Consider the following 17,813-nt stretch of genomic DNA (forward strand, 5'->3'; position numbering starts at 1 on the left):
GTGAGCGATTCGGAAGCACACCGTTCCGCGACGCAGGACTACGACGTGGCGATCGTCGGCTACGGGCCGGTCGGTGCCACGGCTGCCAACCTGTTGGGCAAGCAAGGCTTGAAAGTCGTTGTCATCGAGCGTGATCCCGACGTCTACAGTCGGGCCCGCGCCATCTCGACGGACGAGGAAGTGATGCGGATATGGCAGTCGGCGGGTCTGGCCGACCGCCTGCAGCAGGACATGCTTCCCGATCGTCCGGTGGCCTTCGTCGACGCTGACGGCGCCCCGTTCTACGAGACGACGATCACCGGACACGGCTGCGGGCATCCCCCGCAGCAGTTCATCTACCAGCCGGCGGTCGACCACGTCCTGCGCGAAGGAGTGGCCCGCTTCGACAACGTGGAGCTGATGCTCGAGCACGAATGTCTGCGGGTGCTGAACAAGGGCGACCACGTCGAGCTGATGCTGGCCGACTTGCGCTCCGACCTTTTCAAGCGGATCCGCGCCTCCTACGTGATTGCGGCTGACGGCGGATCGTCACCGACACGCGGTCAGCTGGGTGTCGGCTACTCGGGCAAGACGTACAGCGAACGATGGGTGGTCATCGACACCAAAGTCCTTCAGGAGTGGGATACCCACGACCGCTTGAGGTTTCACTGCAATCCGGCCCGCCCTACCGTCGACTGCCCGACACCGCTGGGGCATCACCGGTGGGAGTACCCGGCCACTAACGGCGACACCGACGAATATCTCGTTAGCGATGAGGCCGTCTGGAAGGTGCTCAATGAACAGGGCATCACCGACGAGCACGTCAAGGTATTGCGGGCCGTGATCTACCGCCACCATGTGCGCACAGCGGACAGGTGGCGCGTGGGCCGGGTGTTTCTGGCCGGTGACGCCGCACATGCCATGCCGCCGTGGATCGGCCAGGGCATGGCCGCCGGTGTTCGCGACGTCGCCAACCTGTGCTGGAAGCTGGCCGCGGTGCTGCACGGCCGGGCGCCCGAGGCGCTGCTGAATTCTTATGAGAGCGAACGCAAGCCACATGTCACGGAAATCACCAGGCGGGCGGTGCTGATGGGCCGCGTCATCACCGAGCGCAACGCGGTGCTCGCGGCCATGCGGAACCACCTGCTGCGGGTGATCACCAAAGTGCCGGCCATCACCCGGCAGGGCCAGAAGCTGTACTGGGTTCCCGAGGCGCACTATGCCGACGGCTTCTTCGCCGGCGGACACAAAGCCGTAGGCAGGCAGATCATCCAACCCCGAGTGGCCGACGACACCGGCGCCACCACGCGCCTCGACGACGTGCTGCAGGGCCGTTGGGCGCTGCTGCACACCGGCGCGCTCCCGGCCGGGGCGCAGGCGTGGCTGCTGCGCGGCGTCATGACTCTGGCAGTTCGCGACGCCACGCTGACGGCTTGGCTCAGCAAGCACAAGGCAACAGCGGTGATCGTCCGCCCGGACGGATTCATCTACGCAGCCGCGGATTCCGCCGGTCTGCTACCCCCGCCGCCCCAATCCTTGGACTGCACCGAAAGCGCCGCGACACCGATCTCGAACGGAGTACCCGCATGACCAGCACCGAACTCGCCGAACAGACCGTCTTCGTCAACGGCCGACCGATCTTCTTCGCCGAAAGCGGCAGCGGGACCCCCGTTGTGCTGTTGCACGGCGGCGGACCCGGTGCCTCCGGAGTGTCGAACTACTCCCGCAATATCGAAGCACTCGCGCAACGTTTCCGCGTGATCGTTCCCGACATGCCCGGGTATGGGCGCTCCACCAAGACACTGAACCACTCCGACCCCATCGGTTACGTCGCCGACATGATTCGGGGACTGCTCGACGAACTCGGCATCAAGGCCGCGCATCTGGTCGGCAACTCCTACGGCGGCGCGGCCGCGTTGCGACTGGCGCTGGACACCCCGGGACGGGCCGAAAAATTGGTGTTGATGGGTCCCGGCGGAATCGGAATTACCCGTGCGTTGCCCACCGCCGGGCTCAACAGGCTGTTGTCCTACTACAGCGGCGGTGGCCCCAGCCGCGAGAAACTTGCGACCTTCATCCGCGACTACCTTGTCTACGAGGGTGACTCGGTGCCCGACGATCTGATCGACCTGCGCTACCAGGCTTCGGTCGATCCGGAAGTGGTGGCCAATCCGCCGCTGAGCCGTCCGTCGGGACCCCTGGCGCTGCGCACTGCGTGGCGCATGGACCTCACCCGAGATTCGCGGCTGAAGCGGCTGCAAACACCGACATTGGTGCTCTGGGGACGCGACGACAAGGTCAATCGGCCCTCGGGCGGACCGATGTTGCTCAACATGATGCCCAATGCCGAACTGGTGATGACGTCCCACACCGGACACTGGTTGCAGTGGGAACGCGCGGAACTCTTCAACGAGATGGTTTGCGAGTTCCTGCAGAAGGATTCGAGGTTGGCTCATGCGTAACGTGTTCGGTCGGGTCCACCTCGGCTATCTGGTTATCGAGACGAACAAGTTCGCCGAGTGGCGGCGGTTCGGCCGCGACGCCATCGGCATGCATCTCGACGACGCGTTGCCCGACGTTCAGCGCTTCCGGGTCGACGATCACGCCTGCCGCTTCCTGCTGCAGCGCGGACCCGCCGAAGATGTCACGACGCTCGGCTGGGAACTCGACGACCACAATGCCTTCGACGAGATCCTGTCCCGGGTCACCGGTCACGGCGTTCCCGTCGCCGACGGCACAGCCGAAGAGGCCGCGTTGCGCGGTGTCGAGCGCCTGGTGCGATTCCCCGGACCCAACGGCCTGACTCAGGAGATCTTCACCCGCGCGCAGACCAGCACCGTCCCACTCGACACCCGTGCCGAATTCGTCACCGGCGCTTCCGGTTTGGGCCACGTCGCGCTCACCAGCAAGAAGCCGGAGCAGGTGCGCGGTTATTACCAGACCGTGTTCGACGCCAGGTTGAGCGACTACATCGATGAAACCATCAGCGGACTCAAGTTCAAGATCCGCTTCCTGAGGGTCAACGAGCGTCACCACTCCGTCGCGGTCGCGGCGGTGAACCGCCTGCCGCTCAACCCGATTCGTACGCGGGTGCAGCACTGCAACATCCAGGTCGCCGACCTCGACGACATGACCACGGCCTATCAGCGGGTCAAGCAACTCGGCTTCGACATGGCGCTCGGGGTCGGCCAGCACACCAACGACCGGGAACTGTCCTTCTACGCGGTGACCCCGTCCGGCTTCGAATGGGAGCTGGGCTGGAATCCAGTCGTCGTCGACGAAACCACCTGGGAGCCAACGACATACCAGGGCATCAGCATCTGGGGCCACACCCCGGAAGGCCAGACGATCCTGGACAAACTGCACCAGTTCAAGATCGGGGCACAATCGTTGCTGCACCGCGAGGACACCGTGCCGGCATTGGCCGGCACCTAGTCGCGCGCGGCCGCCAAGGCGTCGTTGAACGTCTTGCTGGGCCGCATCACCGCCGTCGTCTTGTCCGGGTCCGGGTAGTAGTAGCCGCCGATGTCGGCTTCCTTGCCCTGCACCGCATTCAGCTCGCTCACGATGGTCTCTTCGTTCTTCGCCAACGCCTCGGCGAGCGAGGCGAAGTGCTTCTTCAGCTCTTCGTCGTCCTCCTGCGCGGCGAGCTCCTGCGCCCAATACAGGGCGAGGTAGAACTGGCTGCCCCGGTTGTCGAGTTCGCCGGTCTTGCGCGACGGGCTCTTGTCGTTCTCCAGCAGCTTGCCGATCGCGTCGTCCAGCGTCTTGCCCAGGATCTTGGCGCGCTCGTTGCCGGTCTTGATGCCGATGTCCTCGAAACAGGCACCCAACGCCAGGAACTCGCCGAGGGAGTCCCAGCGCAGGTGATTCTCCTCCACCAACTGGTGCACGTGCTTGGGCGCCGAACCCCCGGCCCCGGTTTCATACATGCCGCCGCCGGCCATCAGCGGCACGATGGACAGCATCTTCGCGCTGGTGCCGAGCTCCAGGATCGGGAACAGGTCGGTGAGGTAGTCGCGCAGGATGTTGCCGGTGGCGGCGATGGTGTCCAGCCCGCGCACCAGGCGCTCCAGCGTGTACCGCATCGAACGCACCTGGGACATGATCTGAATGTCGAGTCCCTCGGTGTCGTGATCTTTCAGATACGTCTTGACCTTCTTGATCAATTCGTTCTCGTGCGGCCGGTACGGGTCGAGCCAGAACAACACCGGCATCCCGGAGTTGCGCGCCCGGTTGACGGCCAGCTTGACCCAGTCGCGAATCGGCTCGTCCCGCACGATCGGCATGCGCCAGATGTCGCCTTCTTCGACGTTCTGGCTGAGCAGCACCTCGCCGGTCTCGATATCGACGATGTTGGCGACGCCGCCCTCGGGGACCTCGAAGGTCTTGTCGTGGGAGCCGTATTCCTCGGCCTGCTGGGCCATCAGGCCGACGTTGGGGACGGTGCCCATCGTCGTCGGGTCGAACTGGCCGTTCGTCTTACAGAAGTTGATGATCTCCTGGTAGATGCGGGAGAAGGTGGACTCGGGGTTGACGGCCTTGGTGTCCTTGGGCCGCCCGTCGGCGCCCCACATCTTGCCGCCGGCCCGGATCATCGCCGGCATGGACGCGTCGACGATCACGTCGCTGGGCGAGTGAAAGTTCGAAATGCCTTTGGCCGAGTCGACCATCGCCAGTTCGGGCCGGTGTTCGTGGCAGGCGTGCAGGTCGCGGATGATCTCGTCGTGCAGTGAGGCGGGCAGCGACTCGATCTTGTTGTAGAGGTCGACCAGTCCGTTGTTCACGTTAACGCCCAGCTCGTCGAACAGCTCCTGGTGCTTCTCGAAGGCGTCTTTGTAGAAGATGCGCACCGCATGCCCGAACACGATCGGGTGGCTGACTTTCATCATGGTCGCCTTGACGTGCAGCGAGAACATCACGCCGGTCTTGTGCGCATCCTGCATCTGCTCTTCGTAGAAGTCGCACAGGGCCTTCTTGCTCATGAACATGCTGTCGATGACGTCGCCTGCGAGCAGCTCAACCTTCGGCTTGAGCTCGAGCGTCTTCCCGCTCTCGGTCTCCAGCACCATCTTCACGTTGCGAGCCCGGTCCAGCGTCATCGACTTCTCGCTGTGATAGAAGTCGCCGTGCTTCATGGTCGCTACGTGCGTACGCGACGCCATGGACCACTCGCTCATGCTGTGCGGGTGCTTGCGCGCGTACTCCTTGACCGCCTTGGGTGCGCGACGGTCCGAGTTGCCTTCGCGCAGTACCGGGTTGACCGCACTGCCCAGGCAGTTCCCGTAGCGCTGCCGCAGCTCCTTCTCCTCGTCGGTCTTCGGATTCTGCGGAAAGTCCGGAATCTTGTAGCCCTTGCTCTGCAGTTCCTTGATGGCAGACACCAGCTGCGGCACCGAGGCACTGATATTGGGCAGCTTGATGATGTTGGTGTCCGGGTCCTGGGTCAGCTTGCCCAATTCGCCGAGGTTGTCGGGAACGCGCTGATCTTCGTCCAGGTAATCGGAGAACTGCGCCAGGATTCGCGCGGCCACCGAGATGTCGCTCGTCTTTACGGTGATGCCCGCCGGCTCCGCGAAGGCGCGGACTATCGGCAGAAATGCGTAGGTCGCCAGCAGTGGCGCCTCGTCGGTCAGCGTGTAGATGATGGTCGGCTGCTCGGCGCTCATGCGTGTTCTCCCGGCGTCAGTGTCGGTCCGATTGTGAGGGGCTCAGTTCATCGCCAGCCACACCAGCGACCCTAACGTACGGCGGCCGCTGCGGTAGGAGACGTCGTCGGTTCGCTGTCCCAGCCCACCCGTGCGCCGCAGCAAGGTACCGATCAGCTCTGTCGCAGTCCGTCGTGTCGCAGTCCATCCAACGCGACATCGGTCACCCGCTCGGCCAGGTCGGCGTTGTATCCCTGCATTGCCTGACATCCGACGAGCAGTGTTTTCACTTCCGGCACACCGACATCCGGCCGGGCGGTACCGGCTTGTTGGGCGGCGCGCAGCAGCTCACCCAGCATGCTCAGAAATTCCTCTTCTGCCTGCGGGACCGCTTTGTTGACATCTATCCCGATGCCGGCCAGGGCTTCGACCATGCCCCGGTCGGCGGCGCCCCACTGCAGCACCATCGATCGCAGGAACGTGAACAACGCCTGGCCGGGATCCTCGGACTTCAGCAGGGCGCGTCCTTCATCGATGAGGTGGTGCATGCGGTCGGCGATCACCGCCTGAAACAGTGCGTCCTTGGTCGGGAAATGGCGATAGACGGTGCCCGCGCCAACGCCCGCGCGCCGCGCGATCTCGTCTATCGGCACCGACAAACCCTCGGCGGCGAAAGTCTGGTAGGCGACGTCGAGTACCCGCGCCCGATTACGCGCGGCGTCGGCACGTACCGGCCGCTCGGCGGTCGCCATTACAGACCCCCTGACGCTAACGGTTGACAAAACGGGGCGTACGTTCCGTATAGTAGTCGCAAGCGGAGCGCTCGCCCCGTTTCTTGAAGACCTTACGCGATGATCCTGCGCAGAGGGTGGCGGCAACTCGCACTTCGTCGCCCAGACCGCAGAGTCAACTGCTCAAAGAGGAGTGCCCCATGGCGAAATGGACCACCAACGACATCCCCGACCAGACCGGGCGAACGGCCGTGATCACCGGTGCGAATACCGGCCTCGGCTTCGAGACGGCCGCCGCTCTCGCTGCCCGCGGTGCACGCGTCGTGCTGGCCGTGCGCAACCTGGAGAAGGGCAAGCAGGCCGTCGCCCGGCTGAATGACGCGACGCCGGGCGCCGACGTCCAGCTCCAAGAACTCGACCTCGGCTCCCTGGCGTCGGTACGGGACGCCGCGGCGCAACTGCGTTCCGACCATGACCGCATTGATCTGCTGATCAACAACGCCGGCGTCATGTATCCGCCCAAGTCGACCACTGCGGATGGTTTCGAAATGCAGTTCGGCACCAATCATCTGGGCCACTTCGCCTTGACCGGGCTGCTGCTGGATCGGCTGCTGCCGGTCGCCGGATCGCGCGTGGTCGTGGTCAGCAGCGTCGGACATCGTATCCGTGCCGCGATCCATTTCGACGATCTGCAGTGGGAGCGCAGCTACAGCCGGGTCGGCGCGTACGGGCAATCCAAGTTGGCCAACCTGCTGTTCACCTACGAGTTGCAGCGCCGCCTGGCCCCGCACGGCACGACCATTGCGGCCGCGGCGCACCCCGGCGTCTCCGACACCGAGCTGACCCGGCACTTGCCGCCGCTGATGGGGCGACTGGGCAAACCGTTGTTCCAGCCCGCGGAGCTCGGTGCCCTGCCGACTCTGCGTGCCGCCACCGACCCGAACGTGCAAGGCGGCCAGTACTACGGACCCGACGGCTTCGCAGAGGTCCGGGGCTACCCGAAAATCGTTGCCTCCAGTGCACAGTCGCACGACGCAGAGCTGCAGCGCCGGTTGTGGGCGGTGTCGGAGGAACTCACCGGGGTCACCTACGACGTCTAGACCCGACACCATGCGCTGCAAAGGGCCGAAGCAGGCGTTGCGCAAGTTGATCCTGTTGACGTCCATTGCGGCGACGGCGCTGGCCGGCTGCGGCGCGGTGTCGCCGGGCGGTCGGCCGTCGCCGGTCGCGGGTTCCCACGGTGACTTCGCCGGGCCGGTGGAGATCGGCAATGGACGCCACCTGTACCTGCAATGCCGCGGCCGGGGCACCCCGACCGTCATCCTGGAGTCCGGCTATCACAACTCGTCGGACCCGTGGAGCCAGTCCGACGCCGCGGCTCCGGCGACTGGACCGGCGGTGATGCCGGCGCTGGCCGGCGCACACCGGGTCTGCGCCTACGACCGGCCAGGGACGCTACGCAACTCCGAGCCGCCTACTCTTTCCGACCGTAGTTCGTCGGTCCCGATGCCGCGCACGGCGAGCGACGTGGTGAGTGACCTGCATGCGTTGCTGGAGGCTGCGCGTCTCCCTGGCCCTTTCGTGCTGGTCGGTCACTCGCTGGGTGGGCTCTTCATTCGGTTGTATGCGCAGACCTACCCCGCGCAGGTGCGGGGACTGGTCTTCGTGGACGCTTTCGCAGCCGAGATCCCGGAGCTGATGGGATCCGACTGGCCGGCCTATCGGCGGGCTCTGGACGGGCCGCCGCGGCAGTTCGCGGACGTACCGTCGTTCGAGATCGTCGACATCGACCGCAGTGTGGCACAGGTCGCCGCGGCGCCGGCATTGCCGGCTGTTCCGGCCGTGGTGCTGACCAGGACCGAACCGTTCTTGATTCCGCCTGATCTGCCCGCCGACCAGGGCGAGAAGTTGGAACAGGCCTGGCGCGACGCCACTACCGATCTGGTCGCCCTGCGTCCGCAGACCCCGCGGATCGCCGCGACCGGCAGCGACCACTTCATCCAGATTCACCAGCCCGATTTGGTCGCTGCCGGCGTCGATCTGGTGATTCAGCGGTCGGCGGGTTGAGCGGCGGCGTGTCGGCCGGCCCGGCGACCCGCATACACGCAATCGGCCAGCGAGAGTCCGCTGACGTAGGAGTTGGAGCAGATCCCGGTCGCGGTGCGCCCTGCGCTGTACAGCCCGGGGATCGCCGCACCTGCTGCGTCGAGCACCGCCCCGGTCGTCTCGTCGACCCGGATGCCGCCCAGGGTCAGCATCGGCGTCGGGTTGAGCAGGTTCGGCCGGATCGAGATGTTCAGCAGCGTGAACGGCGGCTGGCTGATCCGGCGGACGAAGTCCGCCGGCTTGCCGACCGGGTCCGCGGTACCGGTATCGATGGCGTTGTTGTGCGCTTCGACGGTGGTGACCAATCCGTCCGGGTCGATGCCGGCGCGCCGCGCGACCTCACGCAGTGAGGCGCCCTTGACCGAGTCGAGGAACATCAGTGCCGCGGACTGAGCGCGCTGAAACCACAACGGCTGCTTGATCATTTGACGTCGTGCCTCCTTCAGCAAGGCTGCGTCGGCCAGGAGCCAGCCCTTCCCGCCGTGGTGTCGCACCATGTGATAGCCGACCGCTGCGCCGTAGCGACTCTCGTCGATGATGCGTTGCCCGTGCTCGTCGACGATGATCGCGCTGATGAATGCGCTTGGGGGAGTGATGAATCGCCATGCCGAGACATTGTCCATCCGCTCGGTGACGGCGCCGGCGCTCTGCGCCATCGCGATGCCGCTTCCGTCATCGCCGCTGGTGCCGAGTTGAAGGCCGCCCAAGTATTGGGGCGCAAAGCGTTTGACCCATTCGGTGTTGGCCATGTAGCCGCCGGCGCAGATGATCACTCCGCGCCGCGCGTGAATCCGTACCGGCTGGGCGTAGCGCCGTTCGAGACTGCGCAGCTGACGTTCCGTCAGGGCGCGCAGCGGCGGATAGTAGATGCCGGGCTTCCTCGACAACTCGGCCAGCCGGGAATACCGCTTCTGGATGCGGGCCGGGACGTGGCGCATCGTCGTCGCCTCCACCCCGATCACCCGGCCGCCGGAGTCCTGAATCAGTTTGTCGACGCAGGTGTGGGGCGAGAACCTGACACCCAGTGCCACAGCTGATTTGGCCAACGGCTCGTACATCTTCTTGCCGGAGGTGCCCTTGCCCTTCACCCGGTGCCCGCGCTGCACAGGCGGCGTATGGGCGCGGAACGCGCCGGCGTTCTCGCTGCCCGAGTGGTACAGGTAGTAGTGGTTGTTGGGGTAGGACGTCTTGTACGGACACAGCGTCGAATCGAAGGGCACGCCGTAATCGGTGAGCCAGCGGATCATCTCGGGACTGCCCGCCACGAACGATTCCAAGGTTTGCGGGCTGACCGCGTCGCCGACTTCCAGACGAAGGTACGTCAGCATCTGTTCGTAGCTGTCGTGCACGCCGGCTTGCTTCTGCACCCAGGTGCCGGCACCGGCGTAGATGATGCCGCCCGACACCGCGGTGGATCCGCCGCCGTTGGCGCGATCCAGCGCGAGCACGTCGGCGCCGTTCTCACGGGCAGCGATGGCAGCGCAGGCACCGGCCGCGCCGAAACCGACCACCACCACGTCGGCGGATTCGGTGAAGTCTGTCGACTGCTCGATAGCCAACCTGTCACGTTCCTTTCCGGCGTGTTTCGTCGAAGTATGAATCCGCCGCGATCAATGCGGTGAGGCGGGTCATGGACAAAGGTGCCGGCACCTGCGGGTCGTGGGTCCCTGCCGTCGGACCGTCGCGTCACCGCGCCGCATCACCACGGTGGGCTCAGCACTCGACGATGTTGACCGGCACGCTGATGGCGAGTCCGCCGGCCGAGGTCTCCTTGTACTTCGTGTGCATATCCGCGCCCGTGGCGCGCATGGTGTCGATCACCTGATCGAGGGTCACTCGGTGGATGCCGTCGCCGCGGATGGCGATCCGGGCGGCATTGATGGCCTTGCCGGCAGAGATCGCGTTGCGCTCGATACAGGGAATCTGCACCAACCCTCCAATGGGGTCGCAGGTCAAGCCGAGGCTGTGCTCCATGGCGATTTCAGCGGCATTTTCCACCTGCCGCGGCGTTCCGCCGAGAATCTCGGCCAGTCCAGCCGCAGCCATGGCCGCCGCAGACCCAACCTCCCCCTGGCATCCCACCTCGGCGCCGGAGATGGAGGCGCGCTCTTTGAACAGCGAACCGATCGCGCCGGCGGTGAGCAGGAAACGCGCCGCGGTATCGTCCGCATCTGCCGCGCCCGCCGACGTGTAGTGCGTGGCGTAGTGAAGTACCGCCGGCACGATACCGGCCGCACCGTTGGTGGGGGCGGTGACCACTCGTCCCCCGGATGCGTTTTCCTCGTTGACGGCGAGCGCCACCAGGTTCACCCAATCCTGGGCGAACTCCGGACTGCGTGTCGGGTCTTCCTCGCTGAGTCGGGCATGCAATGCCTTCGCGCGGCGCCGCACCTGCAGTCCCCCCGGCAGCAAACCGTCGCGCGTTATGCCCTGCCGCTCACACTCAACCATCACCTGTCGCAGGTGCAGCAGCCCAAGCCGGACCTCTTGCTCGCTGCGGCAACATGATTCGTTGCGCAACGCCACCTCGCTGATCGATGCGCCGATGCGGTCGCAGATGGCGAGCAGTTCCGCAGCGGAACCGTAGGGGAATGGCGTCGGACAGTTGTGCGGGACGTCGCCGGGCTGGTCGTGTTCGCCCACGATGAAGCCGCCACCCACCGAGAAATAAGTCTGCTTCGCCAACACCTCGGCGTGCGAACCAATCGCGGTGAAGGTCATCCCGTTAGGGTGGCGCGGCAGGACGACGTCGGGGTGCAGCTCGATGTGCTCCTCGGCGAATGGTACGGGCGCGGCGTCGCCGATGTGGATGATGCCCGACGCCGCGATCTCGGCCAGTCGACGTTCTTTGATCTGCGCGGTGATCGTCTCGGGCCGAAAGCCTTCCAGGCCGAGAAGTATCGCCGACAGGGTGCCGTGCCCGGCTCCGGTGGCGGCGAGGGAGCCGTACAGGTCTACGTGAACTCTGTGCAGGTGGTGAATGTGCTGTTCGTGACGAAGGGTGGCCGCGAATTCGCCGGCCGCCCGCATCGGGCCGACGGTGTGGGAGCTGGAGGGGCCGATGCCCACCGTGAACAGATCGAAGACACTGATCGTCATCGCCGGGGCAACGGGGAGTGGAGGGGTAACCGCATGGCACCAGTATCAGGAGCTGGGGTCGGTTTCCGGAATGGTCAGCACGACGGCGGTGACGTTATCGGGGCCACCCGCCTGTAGCGCAGCCGCGATCAGCGCCTCGCACGCGTCGGCAGGGTCGGGGTGGGAATCCAGGATCTGCGCCAGGGATGGATCGTCGACCACGCCGTGTAACCCGTCGCTGGACAGCAGGATCCGGTCACCGGGCTGCAGGTCTACCGCCGCGGAGTCGGGCAAGGCTCGGGGGAGCATCGCCACGTGCCGGGTCAGTATCGCCCGCGCCGGATGGCGCTCGGCTTCCTCGATCGAGACCTCACCGGCGTCGATCATGTCCTGAATCACGCTGTGGTCCCGCGTGATCTGCTGCAGCTGCTGTCTGCGGAACAGGTAGGCGCGGCTGTCGCCGAGATGGGCGACCAACGCTCGCGTTCCCGCCACCACGACGGCCACCACCGTGGTGTTGGCGCCGGCGGCGCGGTCGTCGGTGGCCGCGAAAGCACGGAAGTCGTCACAGTATTCGACGATCGCGCGGCCCAGTAGCTCGGCGGCGCCCTCGCCGTCGAGGTCATCGGGCGTCAGATGGCGGCTCACGTACGTCGGCAGCAGTTCGACCACCAGAGCGGCCGCCAGCGCGCCGTCGGTGCTGCACGCCACCCCGTCGGCCACGATGAACAGGGACTGTTTCGGGTCGGCGCCCCAGCGGTCCTGGTTGTTCGCGCGCAACCGGCCGATGTCGGACAGGCCAGCGAACTTCAGCACTTCCGCCGCCGTCATCGCCGGCTGCCGATAGCAAGGCCGGTGCTGCCGCCGGTCATCCGCTCGGATTCGGGCAGGTCGAGGTAGCGCTCCAGATTGCGGTGCATGTTGATGACGCGGCGCTCCTCGTTGGACAGCACCAGGTGGGTGAAGCCGGGCTGATGCAGGCCGCGCTGCAGGCCCGGCAGCACCCGGATGTCCTGGGTTAGCACGATGCCTGGTTCGGCGTCGTCGGCCGATATCCGGACGTCGGTCGGTTTGTTGCGCCCGGCTCCCGGCGGCATCCGCGTCATCAGGAACATGGTCAGCTCACCGTGATCGGGATCGGGCCCCGGCCGGGAGGTCATGAGCGTCAGGTGGTCGGCGTTGGCCAGAAACGTCATGTTCGGAAACACGTTGTACTGGTGCAGCCGAGTCACCCGGTCGGTGTCGGCCCAGTCCAGATCGACCCCGCGGCCGGCGGCGAAGGCCCGGGTGCGCGCGGCGATCAGGTCGGCAACCGTCTGTCCGGGTCGGCGTTCCGCGGCCGGAAACGGGGTGCCCGCGGGTGCGCCCATCAGTGCGCCCTGCGTGTAAACGTAAGATTCCCAGACTTCTTCGTCGCTCAGCGCGCCGTCGAAGCGCGGGCTCTGCACGCCATAGGGTTGGTCGGACTTGCCCGCATGCAGCCAGATCTGTTGTGGCGCATGGATATCGTCGACGCATCGCAACAGTTCGGGATGCAGCGTCTGAATGTGGTAGGTCTCGCTGTATCCGTCGGCGATCGTCTTCCAATTCGCCTCGACTGACACGGTGAGCGTCGCGTAGCAACGGAAATCACCGATGCGGCACCACGCGATGTCCTCAGGTATCGCGTCCAGATACTCGAGCAGCGGCATCGCATCGAGGTCGAGGTTGACGAAAACCATGCCCTCGAAGGTGTCGACCCGGGCCGGCAGCAGTGGAAAGTCGGACAGCCGCAGCGAGCCGAACCCTTTGCGGTCGGGCACTCGCTTGAGCGCGCCGGCCAGATCCCAGGTCCAGCCGTGGTAGCCGCACTTGAGTTCGCGCAGTCCGGAACCCGAGCCCACGCACAGCGAGTTGCCACGATGACGGCACACGTTCTGGAACGCGCGCAGCGTACCTTCCTCGCCGCGGACTATCAGCACATCGTATGGGCCGCAACGGTATTCTAAGTAGTCGCCCGGCTCGGCCACGTGGTCGACCATGCAGGCCAGCTGCCACACCTTCGGCCACATCCGCTCGACCTCGAGCGCGGCGAATGCCGGAGAGTAGTACCGCTCGGCCGGCACCAGCGTGGGCGAGGGCGGCGGGGTGCCGATCGCGTCCTCGTCGCGGGCGCGGGCGGGGGCGCGTTTCCCGGCGGCTGTGGTCACGGGGGCAGCTTAACGCGCCCCGCGCACCAGACGGCCGGGGCGGGCACCGGTATCGACGTCGTTGCGGCGGGTCACCGTGCCGCTGACGATCGTCGCCGCATATCCGCTGGCCCCCTGCAGAATTCGGCGTCCACCGGCCGGCAGGTCATAGGCCATACCCGCGGGGTGCAGGGTAAGCGCCTCCAGGTCGATCACGTTGATGTCGGCCTTCTTGCCCGGCTCGATGGTTCCGCGATCGGTCAGGCCGAACAGGTGGGCGGTGTCGCGGGACTGCTTGCGGATCACGTATTCCAGCGACAGCTTCTCACCGCGACGGCGGTCCCGGGCCCAGTGCGTCAACAGGAACGTGGGGTAGGAGGCGTCGCAGATCATTCCGCAGTGCGCGCCCCCGTCGGAAAGGCCCAGCACGCCGGCGGGATGCAGCATCATCTCGCGGATTGCGTCGTGGTTGCCGTCGGCGTAGTTGAACAACGGCAACATCAGCATCGAGGTGGCATCGCCTTCGAGCATCAGGTCGTACAGGGTCGACAACGGGTCCTCGCCACGTGCTTTGGCGATCGCGGCGACGGTGCGGTCTTGGGTGGGCTCGTAGTCCGGCGGGTTGCCCAGCGCATAGAGCCGTCCCAGCGAATGCTGCACCATCGCGAACATGCCGTCGAACAGCACGCCCGGCTCGATGGGCAGATCGTCCTCGGACAGGATCGCGGCCTTCACCGCCGGATCGGCCAGGCGCTGGGCAAGCTCTTCGCGTCCGCACTCGGCCTTGAGCCGCCGGTAGGTGGGCCGGTGGGTGAAGCCGTGGTGGCCCTGAAATCCGATCATCATGCCGAACGGGCGGGCCGCGATCTGCGGGTGCAGCCGGCTGCCCTCGGCGTGTGCGGCCGCCGAGACGTCCAACTGTTCGCGCCAGAGATTGGGGTCGGCATCGACCTGGATCAGCGCGAAAGACACCGGCCGGTCGATCTCGCGACTCAACCGGCGCATCCAGTCCAGCTCCTTCTTCGGCCCGACGATGTCTTCACCCGCCGCCCCCTGCGGCGCCAGCTCGAATACGGCCTGGCCGCCGGCGGCCATGGCCCGGCCCAGCCCGAACAGCTCCTCTTCGGCGGCGAAGGTGCCGGGCACGGGTTCGCCGTCCATGGCGACATGGGCCAGGGTGCGAGATGTCGAGAACCCGAGCGCGCCGGCCTCCACCGCCTCGGTGACCAGCCTGGCCATCGCCTCGATGTCTTCGGGTGTGGCCGGCTCGTTGCGGGCGCCCCGCTCACCCATCGCGTAGGCTCGGATGGCGCCGTGGGCGACCTGACTGCCCACATCGATGGAGAACTGCTGCTTGCCGACGGCGTCGAGGTACTCGGGGTAGGTCTCCCAGCCCCAGGTGATCCCCTCGGTGAGCGCGGTGCCGGGAATATCTTCGACGCCTTCCATCAACCTGATCAGCCAGTCCTCGGTGCCCGGCCGCACGGGCGCGAAGCCGACCCCGCAGTTGCCGGTGACCACGGTCGTGACACCGTGCCCGCTCGACGGTTCCAGCAGGCTGTCCCAGCTGACCTGGCCGTCGTAGTGGGTGTGGATGTCGACAAAGCCGGGCGCGACCACGTGCCCGGTCGCGTCGATGATTTCGGCTGCTTCGCCCGGCAGCTCCGGGCTGTCGGCGCCACGGCGCACCACGTCGACGATCTTGCCGTCCTTGATGCCGATGTCGGCGCGGTAGCGCTGCGCACCCGTGCCGTCCACGACTGTGCCACCGATGATTTTCAGGTCGAACATGAGTGCCTCCGCGGCGGGGAACCGGACTGGCCCGTTATTACGCTACGATGCGTAGCGTATGTGAGTGACGGTAGGCGTCCCGGCCGCCGCAGTCAATGAACCTTGGAGTATCTCTCGCGCGTCAGCCGACGGGGGCGGTCAGGCGCCGCCAGGTCAGGGTGACCTGGGTGCCGTGCTGGGTGCCGTGGATGTCGGCCTCGTCGGCCAGTACCCGCATCAACGGGATGCCCCGGCCCCGGGTCAGGTCCCTGGCGGCACCTGCGCGCTGACGCCACCTGCCCCGATCGTTGACGGTCACCGCGAGGGTGTCCGAGGCGGAGTCATAGGCCGCGCTGACATCCATTGTCCCGCGGTCGCCGGTGTCGGTGTAGGCGAATTCGGCGGCGTTCGCCAGCGCTTCACTGACCGCCAGCACCAGGTCGCTGAACCGCTCGGCGCCAAGGGTGAAGTGGCGATCGAGCCAGTTGCGGAATTCGACGCGGATCCGATTGGCGGTGAGCGCATCGGCGGCCACCCGCAGCCGGACGAAGCGGAACCGGTCGTCGAGAGGCGTCATGAGGGGACCGGCAGTCAGCGTTCCCGGTCCTCCGTGGTACAGCCCGGCTCAGGCACCGGCGATCCAGCTCAGTGCGTTGTCCAGGGTGCGGTGCAGCGCCAGCAGGCTGTCGATGCCCATCAGCTTGATCGGCCGGCTGGTGGCGGGACCGTCGGCCACCACTGCGAAGCGGGTCGGTGGCGACACCTCGGCCTGTCCGTTCACCAGAACGCTCAGCCCGGCGGAGGCCAGAAACTCCACCTTCGTCAAGTCGACGACCAATGCTGCGGGCTTGGGAGCCAGCGCCGCGTGTATCGCGTCGGCGAGCTGTGGCGCGCTGAGCATGTCCACTTCGCCCGAAACGGCGAGCACCACGGCACCGTCTGTCTCGTACTGCTCGACCTCGAATGGGGCCCGATTTACTGAATCGCCGGGTTGATCGACCATGCTGTATCTCAAATCCGTCCTCGCGGGAAAACGCTATTCAGACAACCACGCAAAACCGGGGCTGTTGCTTCAACCCGCCGAACAACGCCGGACCCTGCATCGGCAAGAGCCGCGCGCCGGCAGTTAACGAGGACAATTCTAGGCCACCCGGCGAAATCGCCCGACAGGTGCCGTGCCGCGGCCGTCCGGGACCGGCGGTAAGCAGTGCCGACGCCGTCTACGACGCTGTGTAGAACAAAATCCGGTCCGGGGCTTGTGCACGTTGGTAGCGTCTGGGGATGCTCTTTGCTGCCCTGCGCGATATGCAATGGCGGAAACGACGCCTCGTCATCGCCGTTGTCAGCACCGGACTCATCTTCGGGATGACGCTCGTGATGAGCGGGTTGGCGAATGGCTTCACCGTCGAGGCTCGCAATACGGTCGATTCGCTGGGTGTCGACGCATTCGTGGTCAAAGACGGCTCTGCCGGGCCTTTCCTGGGCTCGACACCGTTTCCCGACGTCGACCTGGCCCGGGTGCGCGGGGAGGCCGGTGTTTCCGCGGCCGCGCCGCTGGGCTGCGTCGGGACGATCATGAAGGAAGGGGCGTCGACGAGGAACGTGACCGCCTTCGGGGCGCCCGAGCACGGACCGGGGATGCCGCAGGTCTCGGAGGGCCGGGCGCCGTCTCGTCCCGACGAGGTCGCCGCGTCGAGCACCCTGGGCCGCCGTCTCGGCGACACCATCCAGGTGGGCGCGCACACTCTGAAGATCGTCGGCATCGTGCCCAACTCGACGGCCCTGGCGAAGATTCCCAACATCTTCCTGACCACCGAAGGCCTGCAGCGGGTCGCCTACAACGGCCAGCCCATGGTCACCTCGATCGGTATCGACGGAAGCCCTCGTGCCCTCCCGGCCGGCTATCGCACGTTCGACCGCGACGGCGCCGTCAAGGACCTGATCCGGCCGTTGAAGGTGGCGGTGAACTCGATCTCGATCGTGGCGATCCTGCTGTGGATCGTGGCCGTGTTGATCGTCGGGTCGGTGGTATATCTGTCCGCGCTCGAACGGGTGCGCGACTTCGCGGTGTTCAAGGCGATCGGCACTCCGACGCGCTCGATTCTGGCGGGACTGGCGCTGCAGGCACTGATCGTCTCGCTGCTGGCTGCGGCGGTAGGCGTTATCCTTTCCAAGCTGTTGGCGCCGTTGTTCCCGATGGTCGTCGCGGTGCCGACACTCGCCTACGTACTGTTACCGGTGGTTGCCATCGTCATCGGCCTGTTGGCCAGTCTCGCCGGGCTGCGGCGAGTGGTGGCCATCGATCCCGCTCTCGCATTCGGAGGTCCCTGACC

15 protein-coding genes are annotated in these 17,813 nt (G+C 66.2%); 6 read left to right on the forward strand and 9 right to left on the reverse strand.

Annotated features, from left to right (window positions below; all coding sequences use genetic code 11):
- From AC5Y7D_RS05140 to AC5Y7D_RS05150, 3 genes are read left to right on the forward strand one after another with little or no spacing between them, the layout of a single operon-like run.
- Positions 1 to 1,569 carry a bifunctional 3-(3-hydroxy-phenyl)propionate/3-hydroxycinnamic acid hydroxylase gene (locus tag AC5Y7D_RS05140; protein ID WP_499922237.1) on the forward strand — a complete coding sequence of 523 codons (1,569 nt, stop codon included), beginning with the start codon at positions 1 to 3 and terminating at the stop codon, positions 1,567 to 1,569.
- Positions 1,566 to 2,441, forward strand: coding sequence for an alpha/beta fold hydrolase (locus tag AC5Y7D_RS05145; protein ID WP_499922238.1), 876 nt, complete (start codon positions 1,566 to 1,568; stop codon positions 2,439 to 2,441). The genes AC5Y7D_RS05140 and AC5Y7D_RS05145 overlap by 4 nt, the downstream gene beginning before the upstream one ends.
- Positions 2,434 to 3,414 carry a VOC family protein gene (locus tag AC5Y7D_RS05150; protein ID WP_499922239.1) on the forward strand — a complete coding sequence of 327 codons (981 nt, stop codon included), beginning with the start codon at positions 2,434 to 2,436 and terminating at the stop codon, positions 3,412 to 3,414. Before AC5Y7D_RS05145 ends, AC5Y7D_RS05150 begins: the two co-directional genes overlap by 8 nt.
- On the opposite strand, the gene AC5Y7D_RS05155 is transcribed toward AC5Y7D_RS05150, so the two are convergent.
- Together AC5Y7D_RS05155 and AC5Y7D_RS05160 are read right to left on the reverse strand one after the other, a co-directional pair.
- On the reverse strand, positions 3,411 to 5,648 hold the full coding sequence (locus AC5Y7D_RS05155) for an NADP-dependent isocitrate dehydrogenase (RefSeq protein ID WP_499922240.1): 2,238 nt from the start codon (positions 5,646 to 5,648) through the stop codon (positions 3,411 to 3,413). The genes AC5Y7D_RS05150 and AC5Y7D_RS05155 overlap by 4 nt on opposite strands.
- A gap of 152 nt (positions 5,649 to 5,800) precedes the next feature.
- Positions 5,801 to 6,379: a TetR/AcrR family transcriptional regulator gene (locus tag AC5Y7D_RS05160; RefSeq protein WP_499922241.1), complete on the reverse strand. Its 579-nt coding sequence runs from the start codon at positions 6,377 to 6,379 to the stop codon at positions 5,801 to 5,803.
- 179 nt (positions 6,380 to 6,558) lie between these two features.
- Between AC5Y7D_RS05160 and AC5Y7D_RS05165 the strand changes: the two genes are divergently transcribed.
- Positions 6,559 to 7,458, forward strand: a complete 900-nt coding sequence (locus AC5Y7D_RS05165; RefSeq protein WP_499922242.1) for an SDR family NAD(P)-dependent oxidoreductase — start codon at positions 6,559 to 6,561, stop codon at positions 7,456 to 7,458.
- Between the two features lie 10 nt (positions 7,459 to 7,468).
- Positions 7,469 to 8,425 carry an alpha/beta fold hydrolase gene (locus tag AC5Y7D_RS05170; protein WP_499922243.1) on the forward strand — a complete coding sequence of 319 codons (957 nt, stop codon included), beginning with the start codon at positions 7,469 to 7,471 and terminating at the stop codon, positions 8,423 to 8,425.
- On the opposite strand, the gene AC5Y7D_RS05175 is transcribed toward AC5Y7D_RS05170, so the two are convergent.
- The 7 genes from AC5Y7D_RS05175 to AC5Y7D_RS05205 all read right to left on the reverse strand — a co-directional run bounded on the left by AC5Y7D_RS05175 (position 8,407) and on the right by AC5Y7D_RS05205 (position 16,483).
- Positions 8,407 to 10,023: an FAD-binding protein gene (locus AC5Y7D_RS05175; protein WP_499922244.1), complete on the reverse strand. Its 1,617-nt coding sequence runs from the start codon at positions 10,021 to 10,023 to the stop codon at positions 8,407 to 8,409. The two genes, AC5Y7D_RS05170 and AC5Y7D_RS05175, sit on opposite strands and share 19 nt — an antisense overlap.
- 154 nt (positions 10,024 to 10,177) lie before the next feature.
- On the reverse strand, positions 10,178 to 11,563 hold the full coding sequence (locus tag AC5Y7D_RS05180) for an L-serine ammonia-lyase (protein WP_499922245.1): 1,386 nt from the start codon (positions 11,561 to 11,563) through the stop codon (positions 10,178 to 10,180).
- 45 nt (positions 11,564 to 11,608) lie between these two features.
- The gene (locus AC5Y7D_RS05185) at positions 11,609 to 12,373 is read right to left on the reverse strand and encodes a PP2C family protein-serine/threonine phosphatase (protein ID WP_499922246.1); all 765 of its coding nucleotides are present in this window, start codon (positions 12,371 to 12,373) and stop codon (positions 11,609 to 11,611) included.
- Positions 12,370 to 13,731: an aromatic ring-hydroxylating oxygenase subunit alpha gene (locus AC5Y7D_RS05190; protein ID WP_499922247.1), complete on the reverse strand. Its 1,362-nt coding sequence runs from the start codon at positions 13,729 to 13,731 to the stop codon at positions 12,370 to 12,372. The genes AC5Y7D_RS05185 and AC5Y7D_RS05190 overlap by 4 nt, the downstream gene beginning before the upstream one ends.
- Positions 13,732 to 13,740: 9 nt before the next feature.
- A complete protein-coding gene (locus AC5Y7D_RS05195; protein WP_499922248.1) occupies positions 13,741 to 15,501 on the reverse strand; it encodes an N-acyl-D-amino-acid deacylase family protein in 1,761 nt (586 codons plus the stop codon).
- A gap of 121 nt (positions 15,502 to 15,622) precedes the next feature.
- Positions 15,623 to 16,057, reverse strand: coding sequence for an ATP-binding protein (locus AC5Y7D_RS05200; RefSeq protein WP_499922249.1), 435 nt, complete (start codon positions 16,055 to 16,057; stop codon positions 15,623 to 15,625).
- Between the two features lie 48 nt (positions 16,058 to 16,105).
- Positions 16,106 to 16,483 (reverse strand): STAS domain-containing protein, encoded by a 378-nt coding sequence (locus AC5Y7D_RS05205; RefSeq protein WP_499922250.1) that lies wholly within the window; start codon positions 16,481 to 16,483, stop codon positions 16,106 to 16,108.
- A 278-nt stretch (positions 16,484 to 16,761) separates the two neighbouring features.
- On the opposite strand from AC5Y7D_RS05205, the gene AC5Y7D_RS05210 reads away from it, so the two are divergent.
- On the forward strand, positions 16,762 to 17,811 hold the full coding sequence (locus tag AC5Y7D_RS05210) for an ABC transporter permease (RefSeq protein WP_499922251.1): 1,050 nt from the start codon (positions 16,762 to 16,764) through the stop codon (positions 17,809 to 17,811).
- The last annotated feature ends 2 nt before the right edge of the window (positions 17,812 to 17,813 follow it).

The organism is Mycobacterium sp. NGS49 (assembly GCF_059812565.1).

Bases quoted from the DNA above. Each gene is read 5' to 3' on its own strand.
- AC5Y7D_RS05145 (WP_499922238.1), top strand. From the start codon at position 1,566: ATGACCAGCACCGAACTCGCCGAACAGACCGTCTTCGTCAACGGCCGA.
- AC5Y7D_RS05150 (WP_499922239.1), top strand. From the start codon at position 2,434: ATGCGTAACGTGTTCGGTCGGGTCCACCTCGGCTATCTGGTTATCGAG.
- AC5Y7D_RS05155 (WP_499922240.1), bottom strand. From the start codon at position 5,648: ATGAGCGCCGAGCAGCCGACCATCATCTACACGCTGACCGACGAGGCG.
- AC5Y7D_RS05160 (WP_499922241.1), bottom strand. From the start codon at position 6,379: ATGGCGACCGCCGAGCGGCCGGTACGTGCCGACGCCGCGCGTAATCGG.
- AC5Y7D_RS05165 (WP_499922242.1), top strand. From the start codon at position 6,559: ATGGCGAAATGGACCACCAACGACATCCCCGACCAGACCGGGCGAACG.
- AC5Y7D_RS05170 (WP_499922243.1), top strand. From the start codon at position 7,469: ATGCGCTGCAAAGGGCCGAAGCAGGCGTTGCGCAAGTTGATCCTGTTG.
- AC5Y7D_RS05180 (WP_499922245.1), bottom strand. From the start codon at position 11,563: ATGACGATCAGTGTCTTCGATCTGTTCACGGTGGGCATCGGCCCCTCC.
- AC5Y7D_RS05185 (WP_499922246.1), bottom strand. From the start codon at position 12,373: ATGACGGCGGCGGAAGTGCTGAAGTTCGCTGGCCTGTCCGACATCGGC.
- AC5Y7D_RS05195 (WP_499922248.1), bottom strand. From the start codon at position 15,501: ATGTTCGACCTGAAAATCATCGGTGGCACAGTCGTGGACGGCACGGGT.
- AC5Y7D_RS05200 (WP_499922249.1), bottom strand. From the start codon at position 16,057: ATGACGCCTCTCGACGACCGGTTCCGCTTCGTCCGGCTGCGGGTGGCC.
- AC5Y7D_RS05205 (WP_499922250.1), bottom strand. From the start codon at position 16,483: ATGGTCGATCAACCCGGCGATTCAGTAAATCGGGCCCCATTCGAGGTC.
- AC5Y7D_RS05210 (WP_499922251.1), top strand. From the start codon at position 16,762: ATGCTCTTTGCTGCCCTGCGCGATATGCAATGGCGGAAACGACGCCTC.